This is a genomic window from Thalassobaculum sp. (assembly GCF_040219615.1).
Lineage (GTDB): Bacteria > Pseudomonadota > Alphaproteobacteria > Thalassobaculales > Thalassobaculaceae > Thalassobaculum_A.
The window spans coordinates 325,046-342,023 of record NZ_JAVJSE010000029.1 but is presented as its reverse complement, the minus strand read 5'-3'; the positions used below and the strand labels follow the sequence as shown (position 1 = coordinate 342,023).

General features: G+C 69.7%; 19 protein-coding genes and 1 pseudogene. 10 read left to right on the top strand and 10 right to left on the bottom strand.

Annotated features, from left to right (window positions below; genetic code table 11):
* Positions 1 to 147: 147 nt before the first annotated feature.
* From RIC31_RS16390 to RIC31_RS16380, 3 genes and pseudogenes are all read right to left on the bottom strand, one after another.
* Positions 148 to 296: pseudogene (locus tag RIC31_RS16390) on the bottom strand (transposase); the annotation flags it as partial.
* A gap of 137 nt (positions 297 to 433) precedes the next feature.
* On the bottom strand, positions 434 to 1,030 hold the full coding sequence (locus tag RIC31_RS16385; protein WP_350109904.1) for a hypothetical protein: 597 nt from the start codon (positions 1,028 to 1,030) through the stop codon (positions 434 to 436).
* A gap of 17 nt (positions 1,031 to 1,047) precedes the next feature.
* A complete protein-coding gene (locus tag RIC31_RS16380) occupies positions 1,048 to 1,599 on the bottom strand; it encodes a hypothetical protein (RefSeq protein ID WP_350109901.1) in 552 nt (183 codons plus the stop codon).
* A gap of 197 nt (positions 1,600 to 1,796) precedes the next feature.
* Between RIC31_RS16380 and RIC31_RS16375 the strand changes: the two genes are divergently transcribed.
* The 4 genes from RIC31_RS16375 (at position 1,797) to RIC31_RS16360 (ending at position 5,680) form a co-directional block, all read left to right on the top strand.
* Positions 1,797 to 3,059, top strand: coding sequence for an MFS transporter (locus RIC31_RS16375; protein WP_350109898.1), 1,263 nt, complete (start codon positions 1,797 to 1,799; stop codon positions 3,057 to 3,059).
* Between the two features lie 67 nt (positions 3,060 to 3,126).
* Positions 3,127 to 4,356: an aminotransferase class V-fold PLP-dependent enzyme gene (locus tag RIC31_RS16370; RefSeq protein ID WP_350109895.1), complete on the top strand. Its 1,230-nt coding sequence runs from the start codon at positions 3,127 to 3,129 to the stop codon at positions 4,354 to 4,356.
* The gene (locus tag RIC31_RS16365; protein ID WP_350109892.1) at positions 4,353 to 5,138 is read left to right on the top strand and encodes a bifunctional DNA primase/polymerase; all 786 of its coding nucleotides are present in this window, start codon (positions 4,353 to 4,355) and stop codon (positions 5,136 to 5,138) included. Before RIC31_RS16370 ends, RIC31_RS16365 begins: the two co-directional genes overlap by 4 nt.
* A gap of 86 nt (positions 5,139 to 5,224) precedes the next feature.
* Positions 5,225 to 5,680, top strand: coding sequence for a universal stress protein (locus RIC31_RS16360; RefSeq protein WP_350109887.1), 456 nt, complete (start codon positions 5,225 to 5,227; stop codon positions 5,678 to 5,680).
* Between the two features lie 64 nt (positions 5,681 to 5,744).
* On the opposite strand, the gene groL is transcribed toward RIC31_RS16360, so the two are convergent.
* A complete protein-coding gene (gene groL, locus RIC31_RS16355) occupies positions 5,745 to 7,367 on the bottom strand; it encodes a chaperonin GroEL (protein ID WP_350109884.1) in 1,623 nt (540 codons plus the stop codon).
* Positions 7,368 to 7,407: 40 nt separating this feature from the next.
* Positions 7,408 to 8,376 (bottom strand): ribose-phosphate diphosphokinase, encoded by a 969-nt coding sequence (locus tag RIC31_RS16350; RefSeq protein WP_350109881.1) that lies wholly within the window; start codon positions 8,374 to 8,376, stop codon positions 7,408 to 7,410.
* A 188-nt stretch (positions 8,377 to 8,564) separates the two neighbouring features.
* Here RIC31_RS16350 and RIC31_RS16345 point away from each other — a divergent pair, with 188 nt between their 5' ends.
* The 3 genes from RIC31_RS16345 to RIC31_RS16335 all read left to right on the top strand — a co-directional run bounded on the left by RIC31_RS16345 (position 8,565) and on the right by RIC31_RS16335 (position 10,380).
* Complete coding sequence (locus RIC31_RS16345) at positions 8,565 to 9,236, top strand: dienelactone hydrolase family protein (RefSeq protein WP_350109878.1); 672 nt, start codon at positions 8,565 to 8,567, stop codon at positions 9,234 to 9,236.
* Positions 9,233 to 9,886, top strand: coding sequence for a phosphoribosyltransferase (locus tag RIC31_RS16340; protein WP_350109875.1), 654 nt, complete (start codon positions 9,233 to 9,235; stop codon positions 9,884 to 9,886). Before RIC31_RS16345 ends, RIC31_RS16340 begins: the two co-directional genes overlap by 4 nt.
* 200 nt (positions 9,887 to 10,086) lie before the next feature.
* A complete protein-coding gene (locus RIC31_RS16335; RefSeq protein ID WP_350109872.1) occupies positions 10,087 to 10,380 on the top strand; it encodes a WYL domain-containing protein in 294 nt (97 codons plus the stop codon).
* A gap of 10 nt (positions 10,381 to 10,390) precedes the next feature.
* Here RIC31_RS16335 and RIC31_RS16330 read toward each other — a convergent pair whose 3' ends face one another.
* The 5 genes from RIC31_RS16330 to RIC31_RS16310 all read right to left on the bottom strand — a co-directional run bounded on the left by RIC31_RS16330 (position 10,391) and on the right by RIC31_RS16310 (position 12,615).
* Complete coding sequence (locus RIC31_RS16330; protein ID WP_350109869.1) at positions 10,391 to 10,840, bottom strand: DUF3775 domain-containing protein; 450 nt, start codon at positions 10,838 to 10,840, stop codon at positions 10,391 to 10,393.
* Positions 10,837 to 11,037 carry a hypothetical protein gene (locus tag RIC31_RS16325; protein ID WP_350109866.1) on the bottom strand — a complete coding sequence of 67 codons (201 nt, stop codon included), beginning with the start codon at positions 11,035 to 11,037 and terminating at the stop codon, positions 10,837 to 10,839. Before RIC31_RS16325 ends, RIC31_RS16330 begins: the two co-directional genes overlap by 4 nt.
* A gap of 121 nt (positions 11,038 to 11,158) precedes the next feature.
* Positions 11,159 to 11,785 (bottom strand): DUF2238 domain-containing protein, encoded by a 627-nt coding sequence (locus tag RIC31_RS16320; protein ID WP_350109863.1) that lies wholly within the window; start codon positions 11,783 to 11,785, stop codon positions 11,159 to 11,161.
* A 29-nt stretch (positions 11,786 to 11,814) separates the two neighbouring features.
* Positions 11,815 to 12,255 carry a DUF2267 domain-containing protein gene (locus RIC31_RS16315; RefSeq protein ID WP_350109860.1) on the bottom strand — a complete coding sequence of 147 codons (441 nt, stop codon included), beginning with the start codon at positions 12,253 to 12,255 and terminating at the stop codon, positions 11,815 to 11,817.
* Between the two features lie 75 nt (positions 12,256 to 12,330).
* Positions 12,331 to 12,615 carry an alanine-zipper protein gene (locus RIC31_RS16310; RefSeq protein ID WP_350109857.1) on the bottom strand — a complete coding sequence of 95 codons (285 nt, stop codon included), beginning with the start codon at positions 12,613 to 12,615 and terminating at the stop codon, positions 12,331 to 12,333.
* Between the two features lie 278 nt (positions 12,616 to 12,893).
* On the opposite strand from RIC31_RS16310, the gene RIC31_RS16305 reads away from it, so the two are divergent.
* Genes RIC31_RS16305 through RIC31_RS16295 form a run of 3 tightly spaced genes read left to right on the top strand, consistent with a single transcriptional unit; the run spans position 12,894 to position 16,734 of the window.
* The gene (locus RIC31_RS16305) at positions 12,894 to 13,472 is read left to right on the top strand and encodes an HPF/RaiA family ribosome-associated protein (protein WP_350109854.1); all 579 of its coding nucleotides are present in this window, start codon (positions 12,894 to 12,896) and stop codon (positions 13,470 to 13,472) included.
* 14 nt (positions 13,473 to 13,486) lie between these two features.
* Positions 13,487 to 15,895 carry a Lon protease family protein gene (locus RIC31_RS16300; RefSeq protein ID WP_350109851.1) on the top strand — a complete coding sequence of 803 codons (2,409 nt, stop codon included), beginning with the start codon at positions 13,487 to 13,489 and terminating at the stop codon, positions 15,893 to 15,895.
* Positions 15,892 to 16,734 (top strand): hypothetical protein, encoded by an 843-nt coding sequence (locus RIC31_RS16295; RefSeq protein WP_350109848.1) that lies wholly within the window; start codon positions 15,892 to 15,894, stop codon positions 16,732 to 16,734. The genes RIC31_RS16300 and RIC31_RS16295 overlap by 4 nt, the downstream gene beginning before the upstream one ends.
* Positions 16,735 to 16,978 lie beyond the last annotated feature (244 nt).

Here is a 16,978-nt window from a genome sequence, read left to right as displayed (position 1 = left end):
CCCCGCGGGGGCGTGATGCGTTGCGGCTGCCGGACCCGCAAAGCCGCAGTAGCGCCCCAAGTTCTCCATGCAACTCGACCCGCAGAGTGCCGTTATCCGGCACCAGACGGATCGTGTCGATCAGCGCCCGCATCGCCTGCGCTGCCTCGGGTTGAAGTCGGGGCTGTAGGCCGGCAGGAAGCACAGTTCGGCGCCGGCCCGCCGATGGCGTGGTGCACGGCGGTGGGCTTGTGGGCGGGCCGGGTGTCCATGACGACGATGTCACCGCGCCTGGGCGTCGGCACCAGGACCTGCTCGCGAACTTGTCGGTGGCGGTTCGACTTCGACGGGGAGCAGGTCACAGGACATCGCCACGACGGTGCCGCAGCCGTCTTGGGCGGCCGTCAGCAGGACCACGGGCCCCGGCTCGATGACTCGGCCGGCGGCAGGTCGATCATCGCTGTGGCTTCCCGTCCTTCAGGTCGTCCCGAAGATCGTCGGATCTTCGGCGGAGGCCTTCGGCATCGCCGTAGTCCAGGAAGCCGCGGTAGCGGCTGTGCGCGCCCTTGACGCGGAGCGCATGCTTGATCGGGCACCAGTACTGCTCGGTGCGGCTCGCCACCTCCCTGGTGAAGGCGATGACGCCGTTGGCATAGCCGCAGTAGACGCAGTTGAGCTTCTCGATCCCGTTCAGGTAGGCGAGGCGATGGCGGTCGACGACGACGTGGTCGGCACGCCGCACCCGCCGGATTCCCCAGAGGCGGAAGCAGACGGCCTGGTACACCGTGACCGAGAGATCGAGGAACGCCAGCGGAACGATCAACGCGAACACGAAGGGTACCGAGGCGTAGGTCCGCAGCGATGTCGACGCCAGGAACTGGAGCAGCCCGGTGCGGAGCCGGCGATGCTCGGCCACGACCCGTTGTTCGAACACGGCCTTGCCGCGCTCCAGGCGGTAGCTGAGGGCCTCGCGGCGCAGGTCGAACTCGCGCTCCAGAGCCTGCTCGGCCTCGTGCAGCCGCTGCAGCAGGCTGTCGGTTCTCTCGTCCATGTCGCCCTCCCGCCCGGTCAGCCGGCGACAATGTCGACCCAGGCGGTGCCGCCGCAGCTGGTCTCGTAGGTGATCGCCGTGTCGAGTGCGCGGCGCACTACCTCGTCGGGCGTCAGGCCCGTGCCGGCGGTGAGCAGGGCGTGACCGGCGCCGACCGCGAGTTCGCGGCCGCTGCCTTCCGCCCACAGGCGATCGGGGGCGAGCGCCATCACCGAGAAGTCCGCCGCCACCGCCCAGACCTCGCCCGGTCGGGCCAGGATGAGCATCTGACCGTAGACGATCGGGCCGCCGCTGCCGTCGCCTTCGGTCGTGAAGCCGTCCGCCTTCAGCAGCTCGCGCGCCCGGGTGGCGAAGTCGAACGGGTGCGATAGGTCCCCGAGCAGCGCCGCGGCGTGGTACTGGAACAGGTTGAGGGCCCGGAGATGGCCGGCCACGCCGAGCGCCCATGGCCGGTGGCGGATCCACTTCGACCCGACGATCTGCCGCAGGGTCGCCGAACACATCAGCGTGTCGCTGCCGATCCATGTCGACCCGGACTTGCTGCAAGTGAGGGCGGCGATCACGCTCATGGCCTGAAGCCCCATAGGAGGCAGGCCGCACCGCGCGGCCAGTGCATGCACTTTGGCCAAGCTTCGCCGCGCGGCATTAACCTGGATCAATCGCCTTGGGCGGCTTGCGCCATGTCATGGCAGCGCCGGTCCGCCCGGCCCAGGCTCGGATACCCGGTCCCTATCGGACCGGTTGTCCGATCGGGAATCGTCTCAGCATGTACGGACTTGCCGTCAATCTCGCCAGCCTCCTGCTGGCCGTGGTGCTGCTCGAGGTCGGCAGCGGGCTGCAGGGGCTGCTGATCCCGGTCCGGGGTGACATCGCCGGATTCGCCACCATGCTGATCGGCGGTCTCGGCACGGCGTATTACCTCGGCTTCGTGATCGGCTGCCTGCAGACGCCGCGCCTGATTCACAGGGTCGGTCACATCCGCTGCTTCGCGGCCCTGGCCGCCGTCGGGGCCTGCGTCGTGCTGACCCACGGGCTGATCGTCGATCCGTGGGTCTGGATCGGGCTGCGGCTGGTCATGGGCTACTGCTTTGCCGGGCTGTACATGGTGGTCGAGAGCTGGCTGAACGAACTCGCCGGGCCGGAGACCCGTGGCCGCATCCTGGCGCTGTATATGATGGCGACCTGGGCAGGCGTGGTCGGCGGCAAGCTGCTGTTTCCTCTGGCACCGGCAGACGGCTTCGTGCTCTTCGCGCTGGCCTGCATGCTGATCGCCCTGTCGCTGGTGCCGGTGGCGCTGACCGCCGCCGTGGCACCGGTGCTGCCGGAATCGAGCCGGGCAAGTATCTCCGACGTCTACCGGACCGCCCCCATCGGCCTGATCGGCTGCGCCGCCGTCGGTCTGGCGAACGGCGCCTTCTGGTCCCTGGGGCCGATCTTCGCGCTGGCGCGCGGCGGCTCGAGACTGGACGTCGGCCTGTTCATGGCGGCGGCCGTGGTCGGCGGTGCGCTGTCGCAATGGCCCCTCGGCCGATGGTCGGACCGCGTCGACCGGCGGTGGGTGATTTTCGGCACCTGCGTCGCTGCGGCGGTGGTCGGTGGTCTGCTGCTGGTCCAACGCGACGGGGACGGCATCACCATGCTGGTCCTGGCTGCCGCCTTCGGGGCCAGCGCGCTGCCGATCTACTCGCTCTGCGTGGCCCATGCCAACGACCGGGCCAGTCCCGAAGCGTTCGTCGAGGTCAGCGGCCGGCTGCTGCTGGTTTTCGGGGCCGGCGCAATCTTCGGGCCATTGGTCGCCGGCGTCGCGATCACCTGGGCCGGGCCGGCCAGCCTGTTCGTCTATATGGGCGTGATCCACCTCGCACTGGCGGCGTTCATCTTCGTCCGGCTGCGCCTTGTCGAGGCTGTGCCGGAGGCCGAGCGCGGCAGCTTTGCGCCGATGCAGCCGGTGCCGCACACCACGCAGGTGGTCTTCGAACTGCATCCGGCCTCCGAAGCCGCCGGCGAAGCCAGGCAGAAGGCGGACTGACCCAGGTCAAGGCGCGGGCGCATGCGGCTGCCATCCTCACGATGTCTGATGCGGTGGAGCGACGGACATGGCGGAGACGGGCGACCTGACATTCGACGCAGCGGCGGTGAAGCGGCAGTTCCCGGGCCTCTCGGCGCCGGATCTCGTATACCTGGACAACGCCGCGACCGCGCAGGTCCCGGAGGCCGTGCTGGAGGCGCAGCGGCGTTTCGAGATCGAGGCCCGCGGCAACGTCCACGGCACCCCGCACCGCCGGTCGCGCGCCGCGCAGGCGGCCTACGACGCAGCCCGCGCCTCGGTCGCCCGGTATCTCGGCGTGGTTCCCGGGGAGGTCGTGTTCACCTACGGGGCGACCGCGGCGATCAACATCGTCGCCGGCGCGATGACCGAGCTTGTGGGGCCGCGCGACCGCATCGTGGTCTCGCAGCTCGAGCACCACAGCAACCTGCTGCCGTGGCAGAGGCTCGCGCATCGCCGCGACGCCCGGCTGGACGCGATCCCCGTCGGCGCCGACGGCCGGCTCGACCTGAGCCGCCTCGACGCGATCATCCGGCCCGACACCCGGCTGGTTGCCGTCACGCAGTGCTCGAACGTCACCGGTGCGGAGACCGACGTGGCGCGCGTGGTCGCCGCCGCGCGCTCCGTCGGTGCGCTGGTGCTCCTCGATGGTGCCCAGCGGGCACCGCACGGCCCGCTCGACCTGCGGTCGCTCGGCGTCGATTTCTACGCGTTCTCCGGCCACAAGGTGTACGGGCCGACCGGGATCGGCGTGCTGTGGGGTCGGCGCGAGGCACTGGCGGCCTTGCCGCCCTTCATGGTCGGTGGCCAGATGATCCGCGAGGTCACGCTGGTGACCGCCACCTTCGCCGACCCGCCGCGCCGCTTCGAGGCCGGGACGCCGCCGCTCGGCGGCGCAATCGGCCTCGGCGCGGCACTCGATTGGCTCGGCGCCCTCGACTGGCCGGCGATCCAGGCGCATGAGCGCGGTCTCACGGGACGGGCGATCGACGGGCTGCGGTCGCTGTCCGGGATCAGGATCGTCGGCCCGACCGACCTCGACCATCGCGGCCCGGTGGTCAGCTTCGTCGCGGACGGCATCGAGAGTCTGGCGTTGTGCCACCGCCTCGACCAGGACGGCTTGGCCCTTCGGGCCGGCCATCACTGCGCGCAGCCGCTGCACGACGCGCTCGGTTCGCGAGGGACGGCGCGGGCCAGCTTCGCACTGTACAATCTCGACCAGGACGTCGATGCCCTGCTGGCCGGCGTCGATCGGGCGCTGCGAGACTTGCGGCGGTGACCGGGGCCGGCAGGTCCGGGCAGGGCGGCTGCGAGACTGCGGCGCTCGCTTACCTGGCGCAAGGCTGGTCGGTGGTTGCCCTGCGTCCGCGCGACAAGCGGCCGCTCGTCGCCTGGGAGCCGTTGCAGCACGAGCGACCGGCCGAGGCCGAGGTGCTCGGCTGGTTCCGCAGCCGGCCCGACGCCAATGTCGGCATCGTGACGGGAGCCGTGTCGGGACTTGTCGTGCTGGACGTCGACCCGAAGCATGGCGGCGAAGAGTCGCTGGAGCAGCTGGTGCGCGGCCATGAACCGCTCCGACCGACCGTCGAGGCGATTACCGGTGGTGGCGGGCGCCACCTGTATTTCCGGCACCCGGGGCCCGAGGTCGGTAACCGCGCCGGACTTCGGCCGGGCCTCGATATCCGGGGGGACGGCGGCTACATCGTCGCACCGCCGTCGGTACATCCGAACGGGAGCCGCTACGTGTGGCGGGACGGTCGCGCTCCGGACGATCTGAGGCCGGCGCCGCTGCCCTTCTGGCTGCTCGATCCGCACGAGGGGCGGCCGGGACGCAGCCAGGCAGACTGGCGGATGCTGGTGCGCGAAGGTGTTCCCGAAGGGCGGCGCAACAGCACCATCGCGTCGCTGACCGGGCACCTGCTGTGGCATGGGGTCGACCCGGAGGTCGCCCTCGAGTTGATGCTGGCCTGGAACCGCCTGCGCTGCCGGCCGCCGCTCGACGACGCCGAGGTGGCGCAGGTGGTTGGCAACATCTCCCGTCTGCACCAAGAGCGGGGTTGAGCAAGGTCAAGGCGCCGCACCGGGACAGCCCGCTACGCTTCTACCTGTCGTCCGACAGGGGACGCGAATAGCCGGGAGTGTGAGCCATGGACATCAATGTCATCCTGCACCCGACCGACGGGTCACCGGATGCGAAGAAGGCCCTCGACCTCGCCTGCGACCTCGCCCGGGACCACGCGGCACGGCTGATCGTCCTGCACGCGCAGCGCCAGCACGGGCTGGGGGTGATGCCGGAACAGCTGAAGGGCTACGAGCGACTGGAACATGTGCGGGTAACCGAAGCGGACCTGCTGCACGAGGCCGCGAGGACAATCGTCGAGACGGCAGCACGCGAGGCCCGCGACCGCGGCCTGGCCGACGTCGATACCCTGGTGGTCGAGGGCGACGCCAGCCGGGCGATCCTCGACACCGCAAAGCAGAAGAAGGCCGACCTCATCGTGATGGGCAGCCGCGGGCTCGGGGACCTGAAGGGGCTGCTGCTCGGCAGCGTCTCGCACAAGGTGGCGCAGTCGGCGCCATGCAGTTGCCTGACCGTCAGGTAGCGGGAAGGGCCCTAAGAAAGATCGACGGGAGACGCTTTGCCGCGTCTCCCGTCGGCCAGGCAACTCAGAACTCCATCGCCGGCTGCGGCGCCCCTTCGGGTTTTGGATCCGGGATCTCCGTCATGGTGGCCTCGGTCAGCAGCAGCACGCTCGCCACCGATACCGCGTTCTCCAAGGCGATCCGCACGACCTTGGTCGGATCGATGATGCCGGCCTCCACCAGGTCGACGTATTCGTTGCGCCCCGCATCGAAGCCGTAGGCACCCTTGCCCTCCAGCATGCGGGCGACCACCACGCCGCCGTCGACCGACGAGTTGTCGGCGATCTGCCGGGTCGGCGCCTCCAGCGCCCGCCTCAGGATCTGCACGCCGGTGCGCTCGTCGCCCTGGCAGGCCGCTTCCTCCTTCGCGACCGCATCGACGCAGCGCAGCAGAGCCAGGCCGCCGCCCGGTACGATGCCCTCGTCGACCGCCGCCTTGGTGGCGCTGATGGCGTCGTCCAGCGCCTCCTTCTTGGACTTCATCTCGGCCTCCGAAGGGGCGCCGACGCGGATCACCGCGACGCCGCCGGACAGCTTCGCCAGCCGCTCCTGCAGCTTCTCGCGGTCGTAGTCGCTGGTGGTGTTCTCGATCTCGCGGCGGATCTGCTCGATCCGACCGTCGATCGCCTCGCGCTTGCCGGCACCGCCGATCAGGGTGGTGCTGTCCTTGTCGACGACGACGCGCTGCGCCCGGCCCAGGTCGGTCAGCGCGACGGCCTCCAGCGTCTGTCCGGTCTCCTCGGAGATCACCATGCCGCCGGTCAGGATCGCGATGTCCTGCAGCATCGCCTTGCGGCGGTCGCCGAAGCCGGGCGCCTTGACCGCGCAGCTCTTCAGGACGCCGCGCAGCTGGTTGACGATCAGGGTGGCGAGCGCTTCGCCTTCGATGTCCTCGGCGATCACCAGCAGCGGCCGGCCCGACTTGGCGACCTGGTCGAGCAGGGGGATCAGGTCCTTCAGGCTGCCGATCTTGCGGTCGCAGAGCAGGACCAGCGTGTCCTCGACCACCGCCTCCATCTTCTCGGGGTTGGTGACGAAGTAAGGGGAGACGTAGCCGCGGTCGAACTGCAGACCTTCGACGACCTCCAGCGCGGTCTCCGTGGTCTTCGACTCCTCGACCGTGATCACGCCGTCCTCGCCGACCTTCTCCATGGCATCGGCCACCAATTCGCCGATCTCCGGATCGTTGTGCGCCGAGATCGTCGCCACCTGGGCCTTCTCCTTGCGCGAGCGGACGGGACGCGACAGGTCGTGCAGGGCCTGGATCGCCGACCTGGAGGCGCGCTCCAGCCCGCGCTTCAGCTCGATCGCGCTGGCACCGGCCACGACGTTTCGCACGCCGTCCGCGAAGATCGCGTGGGCCAGGATGGTCGAGGTGCTGGTTCCGTCCCCGACCACGTCACCGGTGCGCTCGGCCGCCTGCCGCAGCATGCGCGCGCCGAGCGCCTCCTCGGGGTCCTTCAGGTCGAACTCCTTGGCGATGGTGACGCCGTCGTTGCAGACCAGCGGCGGGCCCCATTTGCGCTCGATCAGCACGGACTTCGACTTCGGCCCGAGAGTGACACGGACCGCGTCCGCCAGCTGCGACACCCCGCGCAGGATCTTCTCCCGCGCCGCCGACCGGAACAGCACCTGCTTGTGGGCCATCTTTGCTCTCCTCGTGTGACGTACTCTGTGGTTCGGGGGACTATCCGGCGGCCTGCTCGCCGAAGTGCTCGGCCGTCACGGCGTCGGCAAACAGTTCCGCGCAATCGAGCACGGTGAGCCGGTCGCCGAGGCCGACACCGGTGTCCCGGGCGTTCGGCACGCTGTCGGTCACGATCACCCGGTCGAATCCGCCTTCATCGACCAGCGCGGCCGCGCGTTTCGCGAACAGGCCGTGGCTGGCGACGGCATAGAGACTGCGCGCGCCGGCCCTCCGGCAGGCTGCCGCGGCCCGCAGCATGGTGGTGCCGGTGGCGATGATGTCGTCGGCTACGATCACGCAGGCCCCGGACACGTCGCCATACAGAGCCTCGCCGGAGACCACGCCCTCGCTGCGCGCCTTCTCCATCATCGCCCGGCCGACCGGCCGGCGGAGCTGGGCCTCCAAATGGTGCCGCAGGCTCTCGGCGCGCTTCGCTGCGCCGGCGTCGGGGGCCAGCACGACCACCGCACGGTCGTGCATCAGCGGCGCCAGATGCCCGGCGAACAGCATGCCCGGCTCGAGATGGCGGGTCGGACAGCGGAAGGCGTTCTCGAAGGCGGCGACGTTGTGGACGTCGAGTGTGACGATCGAGCCTGTCCCGACCGCCTCGAACAGCGTGGCGACATAGCGGCTGGTGACCGGGTCGTAGGGCTTGGTGCGGCGATCCTTTCGGGCATAGCAGAGATACGGGACCAGAGCGGTCACGCGATCGGCGCCGGCGTCCTTGAGCGCGCCGACGAAGAACAGCAGGCGGCACAGCCGGTCGTTCGGGCTGCCGGCGTCGTCGCCGTGCAGGGCTTGCAGCACGAACACGTGATGCCCGGCCACGCGCTGCAGCGACCGGATCTTGTGCTCGCCGTCCTCGAACTCGCGCTCCTCGTGCCGGGACAGCGGGATCTCCAGGCGCTCTGCGATCCGCTCACCCAGCGCTCGCGAGCCGTGCAGGGCGAACAGGGCGATCTCGGGCATCGGTGGGCTCCCCGCAGTGGAACTGCGGCGATCCTGCGAGCGGCGGGGTGGCGTGGCATTGAGCTGCGTCAACCTCTGCAACTCTCGCGATTGATGCGGGTCAACGACGGCGCCCCCGACGAGCGGCAATCTGTTGCCCGGCCCCCCCCTTCCGGGTCCTCGGGAATGACGACGGTCGGTGATCGGGTATGCGACATCAACCAGCGCATCGATACTCTGCCGGCGCAGCGCAGCCGGTCCGCATCGCGCCGCCGGGCCTCGAGGGTCTGCTGGGCGTCCCGGCCGATGCCCACGGCATCGTGCTGTTCGCCCACGGCAGCGGCAGCAGCCGGTTCAGTCCCCGCAACACCTACGTCGCCGAACGCCTTCGCGAGGCCGGGCTGGCGACGCTGATGTTCGACCTGCTCACCGAGCAGGAGTCGGCCGACCGGCGCAACGTGTTCGACATCGGCCTGCTCGCCGGGAGGCTGGTGGCGGCGAGCGAGTGGCTCTCGGTATGCCCCGCCGTGTCAGGTCTGCCCTGCGGGTATTTCGGCGCCAGCACCGGGGCGGCAGCCGCGCTCGTCGCGGCCGCCCAGCTTCCCGGCCGGATCGCGGCGGTAGTGTCGCGGGGTGGTCGCCCGGACATGGCGACGGGCTGGCTGGCACGGGTCGACTGCCCGACCCTGCTGATCGTCGGCGAGCACGATCCCGAGGTCATCGAGCTGAACGAGATCGCCCTGGACATGCTGCGCTGCGAGCGGGAGATGCGGATCGTTCCGGGTGCCACGCATCTGTTCGAGGAGCCGGGCGCGCTCGAGGTCGTCGTCCAGTATGCGCGCGAGTGGTTCCGGCGCTGTTTGGCAGGAGAAGCACCATGATCTTTGCGGATCGCCGTGAGGCCGGGCGCCGCCTCGCCGGGGCGCTCCGGCATCTCCGTCACAGGGACCCCGTGGTGCTGGCCCTGGTGCGCGGCGGCCTGCCGGTCGCCTTCGAAGTTGCCGAGGCGCTCGCGGCGCCGCTCGACATCGTGCTGGTGCGCAAGATCGGGGCGCCCTGGCAGCCCGAGCTGGCGGTCGGGGCCATCGTGGATGGCGATCGCCCGGAGATCGTCACCAATCCGGACGTGATGCGGATGGTCGGTGCATCGCAGGATTACGTCGAGGACGAGGCCCGGCGGCAGCTCGCCGAGATCGAGCGCCGCCGCGCACTGTACCTGCAGGGCCGCGAGCGGGTTGTCGTGAAGGGACGGACTGCGATCGTGGTCGACGACGGTGTGGCGACCGGCGCGACCACGCGGGCCGCGTTGCATGCGGTCCGGCGGCAGGGGCCGGCGCGCCTGGTGCTCGCGGTTCCGGTGGCTCCCGCGGATACGCTGGAGGCTCTGTCCGGCGATACCGACGAGACAGTCTGCCTCGACACGCCGGTTCCGTTCGGCTCGGTCGGCGCCTACTACACCGATTTCCGGCAGGTCTCCGACGACGAGGTCGTCGGGTATCTCGACCGGGCCCGGGGCGAAGGACCGGGGTGAGGGCGATGACGGGGGCGGAGGACATTCAGCCGGCCGACGAGGTCGCGTTCCTGTCGCGGCGAGCTTGGCTGCGCGGACCGGGGGGCACTGGCTCGGCCGCCCGAGACTGTCTGGATCGAGCCGGGAGTCACGTGGATCGGCTGCTGTGACCGGTGAACGCGGGGCCGGCGACGCGGACGCCAGTCAAGGAGGATATGCCCATGGAAGAGCATGAGATCTGCGACGCCATCCATCGCCGTCAGCGCGCCCGGATCTGGTACCGGGGCGGCCATCGGGTGATCGAGCCTCACGCCTTCGGCGTCGGCGACGGCGGCGGCGCGTATCTCCGGGCCTACCAGGTCTCCGGTCACACCCATTCCGCCGAGCAGGGCTGGAAGCTGTTCCACCTCGAGGAGATCGAGGAGTTCAAGGCCCAGGACGAGACCTTCGACGGCCCGCGTGCCGGCTACATGCGCAACGACCCGAACATGGTCAAGATATACTGCGAGCTGTAGCCGGCGCTCGTCAGAGGTGGTCCTTCTCCAGGTCGAGGCAGCTCAGGCCGAAGGCGGCGAGCCCCTCCTCCAGGTAGTCGCCCAGAAGCGGCATGCTGGTCAGGTAGAGCGCGGTGTGGGCGGTGTGGCCGTCGGTGGCGGCAGCGAGCGCCTCAGCCCAGTCGGCGCGGTCGTAGGTGCCGCGGCCGATCCAGGCGAGCGCCACCAGCCGGCACTGCTCCTCCTCGCCGAGGTCGTCGATCGCGTCGACGAGCTCCTGGTGGGTCGGGTCGTCCGCATAGGCCCCGAGGACTTGGCGGGCCTGGTCGTCGATGGCGTCGGAGCCGTAGTCGGGCTCGACCACGTCGACCTGGGCGTCGAAGGCTCGTGCCTTCACGATGATGTAGCAGATCTTCGCGAGGTTCAGGTCGGGGCCGTCGGCATCCGGTGCCGGCAATGGGGGCGTTGATGGGGCTTTCACGGCAGTCTCTCCTCACGTTCGCGGCGCACCGCCGAAACGGGCACGCCGAAATATCTGGCGATGGCTTCGTCGCTCAGGCCCATATCGACGAGCGCCGCCAGAGCCGCGTCCGGCAAGGGCCAGTCGACACCCTCGACGAAGCTCCGATCGAGGGAGTTCTTCAGATTTCCGCGATCGATCTGCGGGAAGCCGGTCATGGAACATCCTCCCTGTCTGCGGATGTGCCTGATCTCGTGTTCCGGTGGGGCCGCTCCGACAGATCCGTGACGGTCCCGCCTATATGAAGCCGCACGCTGCCGCCGGCGACATTGATGCGGATCAACTTGCCCGCTTGTGCGCGGCGATCGCGGGTAGCCGTCCCAGGGCCGTCGACAGCAGCGCGCCTGCGACCGCCAGGGCCATGTCCTTCTGCGCGTCCCAGGAATCGCCCTGGGCGCCGACATAGGCGATCCCGAGATCGCCGCCGAACAGCATCGCCGCCGCCCATTCGACGATCTCGTAGGCGGCCGACAGGCTCAGGACGATCGCGACCGGCAGGGTCAGCCGCCATCCCGGTCCAAGACGGTCATGCGGCAGGACTTCTCGGATCGGACCGGTCAGCAGCAGGCCGTAGGCGAAGTGCACCAGCCGGTCGTAGTGGTTGCGGTCGAGCCCGAACCGGTCGCTGACGGTTGCGCCCGTCAGGGCCTCGGCCCAGCGGTCGTAGGGCACCAGCGAGTAGGTGTAGTGGGCACCGACCGCGTGCAGGCACAGGAAGGCGAGGACGCAGAGAAACGCGCCGGTCGTCAGGGTGCGCCATCGCCCGGTGGCGCACAGGACCGCAGCGAACACCAGGACGAGCAGGTTCTCCAGCGCCCAGTCCGCACGGTCGACCGGCGAGATCGCCAGCGCCGCCCACAGCGCGCCGTATAACAGACCGAGCCCCTCCCGGAGCCGCGTGGTCATGCGATGCTGTCCGCCCGACAAGGCACCGGTCAGTCGCGGGTGGCGAGCAGGGGCCACAGGCCGCGCAGATCGGCCGGCAGGACCTTGACGAGCTTTCGGACCTCCCCGGCGTCGATCTTCTCCCAGATCACCTCGAAGACGGCACGCACCCCGCGCTCGGCATCGCCCGACAGGGTCGCCGGCAACTGTGTCCGGACACGGTCCAGGAACTGCTGCTTGCTGTGCTCCGTGGTCGGGGTGCCGGCCATGTGCCAGCCCTCGAACAGCAGGCCGCGCAGCAGCATCGGCAGCTGGGCGCCGAAATGCACCGCGCTCTGCGGACCGATCCTGTCGCGCAGCGCGTGCAGGGTTGCCCGGAGCATGAGATACGCCATGCGGCGGTCATCGGCGTACAGACGCTCCATCACGCCCTTGAGCCAAGCGTTGGTCTCCTGGACGGTGGTGTCGAAGGTATCCAGCCCGGTGCTCATTGCCCTGATCCCCAGATGGAGTGTGGAGGGATTCGGCGCGGGAGCCGCGACCCGGGCCAGCCCGCGCCGCTCCCGCTACTTGCGCAGCGACTTGCGGAACGCCGCCTCGGCTTTTGCACTGCTCTCCGCCGCCGCCTGTGCCGCTATCTTCGCCTCCTCGGCCGCCTTGGCGGCGCGCTCGGCGGCGGTCTGGTCCCGGGCGGCCATCGCGTCCAGGCGCTTGTTGATCTCGGACAGGCTCTGCTCGAGCTGGCCCATCCGGCTGTTCATGCTGCCCACCTCGCTCTGGCTGGCACAGCCGCCGACCAGGGCGGCACCGGCGAGAGCGGTCGCGAGGGCAAGGGTACGCAACACGGCCATGGCACTTCTCCTACGTGACGCTGTCGTGCGCCGATGCCGGCACGGCCCGGCGACGACGCCACGCTGTCAGAACCGTGGCGTGCGGCATTGATCCTGATCATGGGATCGACGGGAAGGGCAGGCGGTCGGCAGGCGGTCCAGGTCGCCCGGCGGTGCGACGACGGGTGGCGCGATGACCGGTGGTGCGATGGATCGTCCGCCGCCGGTCTTGACGTCGGTCAATGCGGCGGCCGGTCGGGTGCCCGACGCTCGGTCAGCTTCAACGAGAGGATCCTGTCATGGCCACCCCCATCGAGATCGTCTTCAAGAACATGGATCATTCCGACTTCGTGGAGCAGCGCGTGCAGAAGGAGGCGGCGAAGCTCGACCGCTTCTTCGGGCGCACCGGCTCGATCCGCGTGGTGATCGAGGCCGCGAACCGGTCGCACCGAAAGGGCGACCTGTATCAGGTCGGCATCCACATGACGGTCCCGCCCGGCGGATCGCTGGACGTCAATCACGCCAAGCCGGCGAGCCACGCCCATGAGGACGTCTATGTCGCGATCCGCGACGCCTTCAGTGCCGCCCGCCGGCAGCTTCAGGACCATGCCCGCAAGCTCGGCGGCGACGTGAAGACGCACGAGGCGCCGTTGCACGGGCGGGTGGTCCGGCTGATCCCGGGTGACGAGGGCTACGGGTTCATAGCCACGAGCGATGGCCGCGAGATCTATTTCCACCACAACAGCGTGCCCGGAGGCGACTTCAATCGCCTGCAGGAAGGCAGCGAGGTTCGTATCTCGGTCGCCGAGGGCGAAAGCGAGCACGGACCTCAGGCCTCGACGGTGTTGCCGGTCGGCAAGCACCACATCGTCGGTTGACCGGGCGGCCGGGCATGGCTTCCGCCAGCGACGCCCTTTCCCCGGACCGGCTCGTCCGCCGGTCCGACCTGTCGGCGCTGTCGTTCGCGACGACGGCTGAACTCGCCGACATCGACCTGATGGTCGGGCAGGAGCGTGCCGGCTCGGCCATCGCCTTCGGGACGGAGGTGGCCGCGCAGGGCTTCAACCTGTTCGTCGTCGGAGCCTCGCCCGACAGCCTGGACGAAGCGGTGAAGGCGCTGCTGGAGGAACGGGCGAAGCCGGCCCCGCCGCCGGCCGACTGGGTCTATCTGAACAACTTCGTGACACCGCATCGGCCGATCGCCATGGAACTGCCGCCGGGAGGCGGGCCGGCGTTCCGTGAGGCCATGCGGGAATTCGTCCAGGATCTGAAGCTGGCCCTTCCTGCCGCCTTCGAGAGCGACGACTACCAGGCCCGCCGCACCGCCATCGAACAGGCGTTCAGCCAGAAGCAGGAGGCGGCGTTCAAGGCCCTGCAGGACGAGGCGACGGCATCGAACGTCGCCGTGATCCGCACGCCGTTCGGCTTCACCCTTGCGCCGATGAAGGATGGCCAGGTTCTAAGGCCCGATGTCTTCAACGCGCTGCCGGAGGACGAGCGCAGCCGCGTGCACGAGGTGATTCAGGTTCTGGAGAAGAATCTGGAGGCCGTTCTGCAATCCGTTCCGGCTTGGGACAAGGAGCGCCGCGCAGAGCTTCGCAAGCTCGGGAAGGAAACCACGGAGAATGCCGTCGGCCACCTGATCGAGGAGATCAAGGGGTCGTTCGTCGAGCTTCCGGGAGTGCTCGACCATCTGGAGCGCGTGCGGGCCGATCTGGTGGAGAATGTGGGCCTCTTCGTGCCGCAGCAGGGCAACGGGTCGGATCATGAGGGCGACGCGGTGGTGGTCGCCCCCTTCGACCGCTACGAGGTGAACCTGCTCGTTACGCAGCGCGAGGAACAAGGGGCGCCCGTCGTGCAGGAACTGCATCCGACGCTCGCAAACCTGGTCGGCCGCATCGAGCACATCGCCCGCCAGGGCACCCTGATGACCGACTTTCGGCTGATCAAGCCGGGCGCCCTGCACCGGGCCAACGGCGGCTACCTGCTGCTCGACGCCCGTGCCGTCCTGAGCGAGCCGTTCTGCTGGACGGCCCTGAAGCGCGCGCTCAAGAGCCGGCACATCCGCATCGAGAGCGCCGTCGACCTGCTGAGCCTGACCAGCACAATCTCGCTGGAACCCGACCCGATTCCGTTGAACGTCAAGATCGTGCTCTTCGGAGAACGCATCCTCTACTACCTGCTGGCTGCGCTCGACCCTGAGTTCCGCGAGCATTTCAAGGTGCTGGCGGACTTCGACGACAGCCTCGACCGGGTCGAGGGCAGCGAGGCGACGTACGCCCGGCTGGTGGCGACGCTGGGCCGCCAGAAGGGCTTGCTGCCGCTGGAGCGCGATGCCGTCGGCCGGGTGATCGAGCGGGCCGCGAGACTCGCCGGCGATGCCGAGAAGCTCACACTGGCCGTCGAGGAGATCGGCGATCTGCTCGTCGAGGCCGAGTACTGGGCCAGGAAGGACCGAGCCGCCGCCATCCGGGCCGGCGATGTCGGCCGCGCGATCGACGAGCAGTTCAAGCGCGCGAGCCGGATCCGCGACCGCATGCAGGAGTCGATCCTGCGCGACATCGCGCTGATCGATACCAGCGGTACCGCCGTCGGACAGATCAACGGCCTCAGCGTGACCGAGCTCGGTGGCGTCATGTTCGGCCGACCGACCCGCATCACCGCGCGCGTCAGCCCCGGCGCGGGCAAGGTGGTCGATATCGAACGCGAGGTGGAACTCGGCGGCCCGATCCATTCGAAGGGCGTGCTGATCCTCTCCGGCTTCCTCACCGGCCGCTACGGACTCGATGCACCGGTCTCGTTGCTGGCGAGTCTGGTGTTCGAGCAGTCCTATGGTGGAGTCGAAGGCGACAGCGCATCGTCGGCCGAACTGTACGCATTGCTTTCGGCGCTCGCGGAGGTACCGCTGCGGCAGGACCTGGCGGTCACCGGCTCGGTGAACCAGCACGGCAAGGTGCAGGCGATCGGCGGCGTGAACGAGAAGATCGAAGGCTTCTTCGACATTTGCCGGGCTCGCGGCCTGACCGGCACCCAGGGCGTGCTGGTGCCGGCGGCAAACGCCCAGCATCTGATGCTGCGCGACGACGTTGTGGAGGCCTGCGCGGCCGGGCGCTTTGCGGTCCATGCCGTCGCCACCATCGACGAGGGCCTCGCTCTGATGACCGGAATGCCCGCCGGCGAGCGCGGGGCAGACGGGACTTTCCCTGAGGGCACGGTCAATCGCCGCGTCGAGGACCGCATGGTGGCGTTCGCGCGGACCCGCCGTGCGTTACCGGTCGACGCCGGAGCGCGCGAGACATGAGCGGTCCAGGACATGCCGACCCGGTCTTCAGGCGTGCCGTAATCGGCTTCCACGACGCGGGCTGCTCGCCGTCGGGTCTCGATGCCGCCGTCGGCTTCGCGCGAGCGATGGAAAGCCAGCTCGTCGGCGTGTTCGTCGAGGATACGCCGCTGCTGGAGTGGTCGTCCTCGCCCTTGTCTCGCCACGTGACCACCTTGGCAGGCCGCTGGGCGACAGCAACGCCCGACAGTCTGGCCGCCGAATTCGCGACAGCCGCCCGGATCGTGCGGCGACGCCTGTCACGTGTCGCCGAGGCGCTCGGCGTCAGCGTGGACTTCCGGGTCGAGCGGGCGAGCGCCGCTTCGCTCACGTTCGCCGCCACCGCCCGCCCTCGTGACCTGTTGATCGTGGTCGAGCCGGCGGATCCGATGGCGCGGCTCTGCTATCCCTTCGCTGACCTGGTGCGAGCCATCGAGGCATCTTCGGCCCCGGTGCTCTATATGCCGCACGGCGCGCAGCAGCGGCGTGGGCCGGTGGTGTCGATCGAGCCGCAGCTCGATGGCGAGAGTAGCCGGATCGCGGCCGAGGTCGCGGCCCGGATCGGGGAGAGCCTGATCAGTATCGGCGGTGCCGACGCGCCGTGGACCGCCCCGCTGAACCTTCAGGACGTCGAACACGCGCTGGCCGGTGTGGCCGAGCGGCTCGTCGTGCTCGGCCGCCCCGAACCGACAAGCTCCCAGCCATCACTGTTCGCCACGATCGCGGCTCGGCGCCTGGTGCCGACGCTGGTCGTAGGGGCCGGCCACCCGGGCGCACCCCAGGCACGCCACCCGGTGGTGCAGGAGCCGCCCGGGGATTGACCGGGAGCGACGACCGGGAGCGACGACGCCCGAGGCGCCGTCCGCCATCGTTCCTGCGGCATCTCAAGACCGGCCAGTCTCCTTCCAGGAAGGCGCGCCTGATCGCCTCGCCGGCCCCGGCGGGCGGAAGCTTGCCGGCCGCGATACGGGAGAGCGTCGCCGCCATCCCATCCTTCAGCCCATCGTGTGCGACGAAGCGCCAGTAGGCGGCGATCGCGAGGCCGGAGCGCCATCGCTCCGGCTC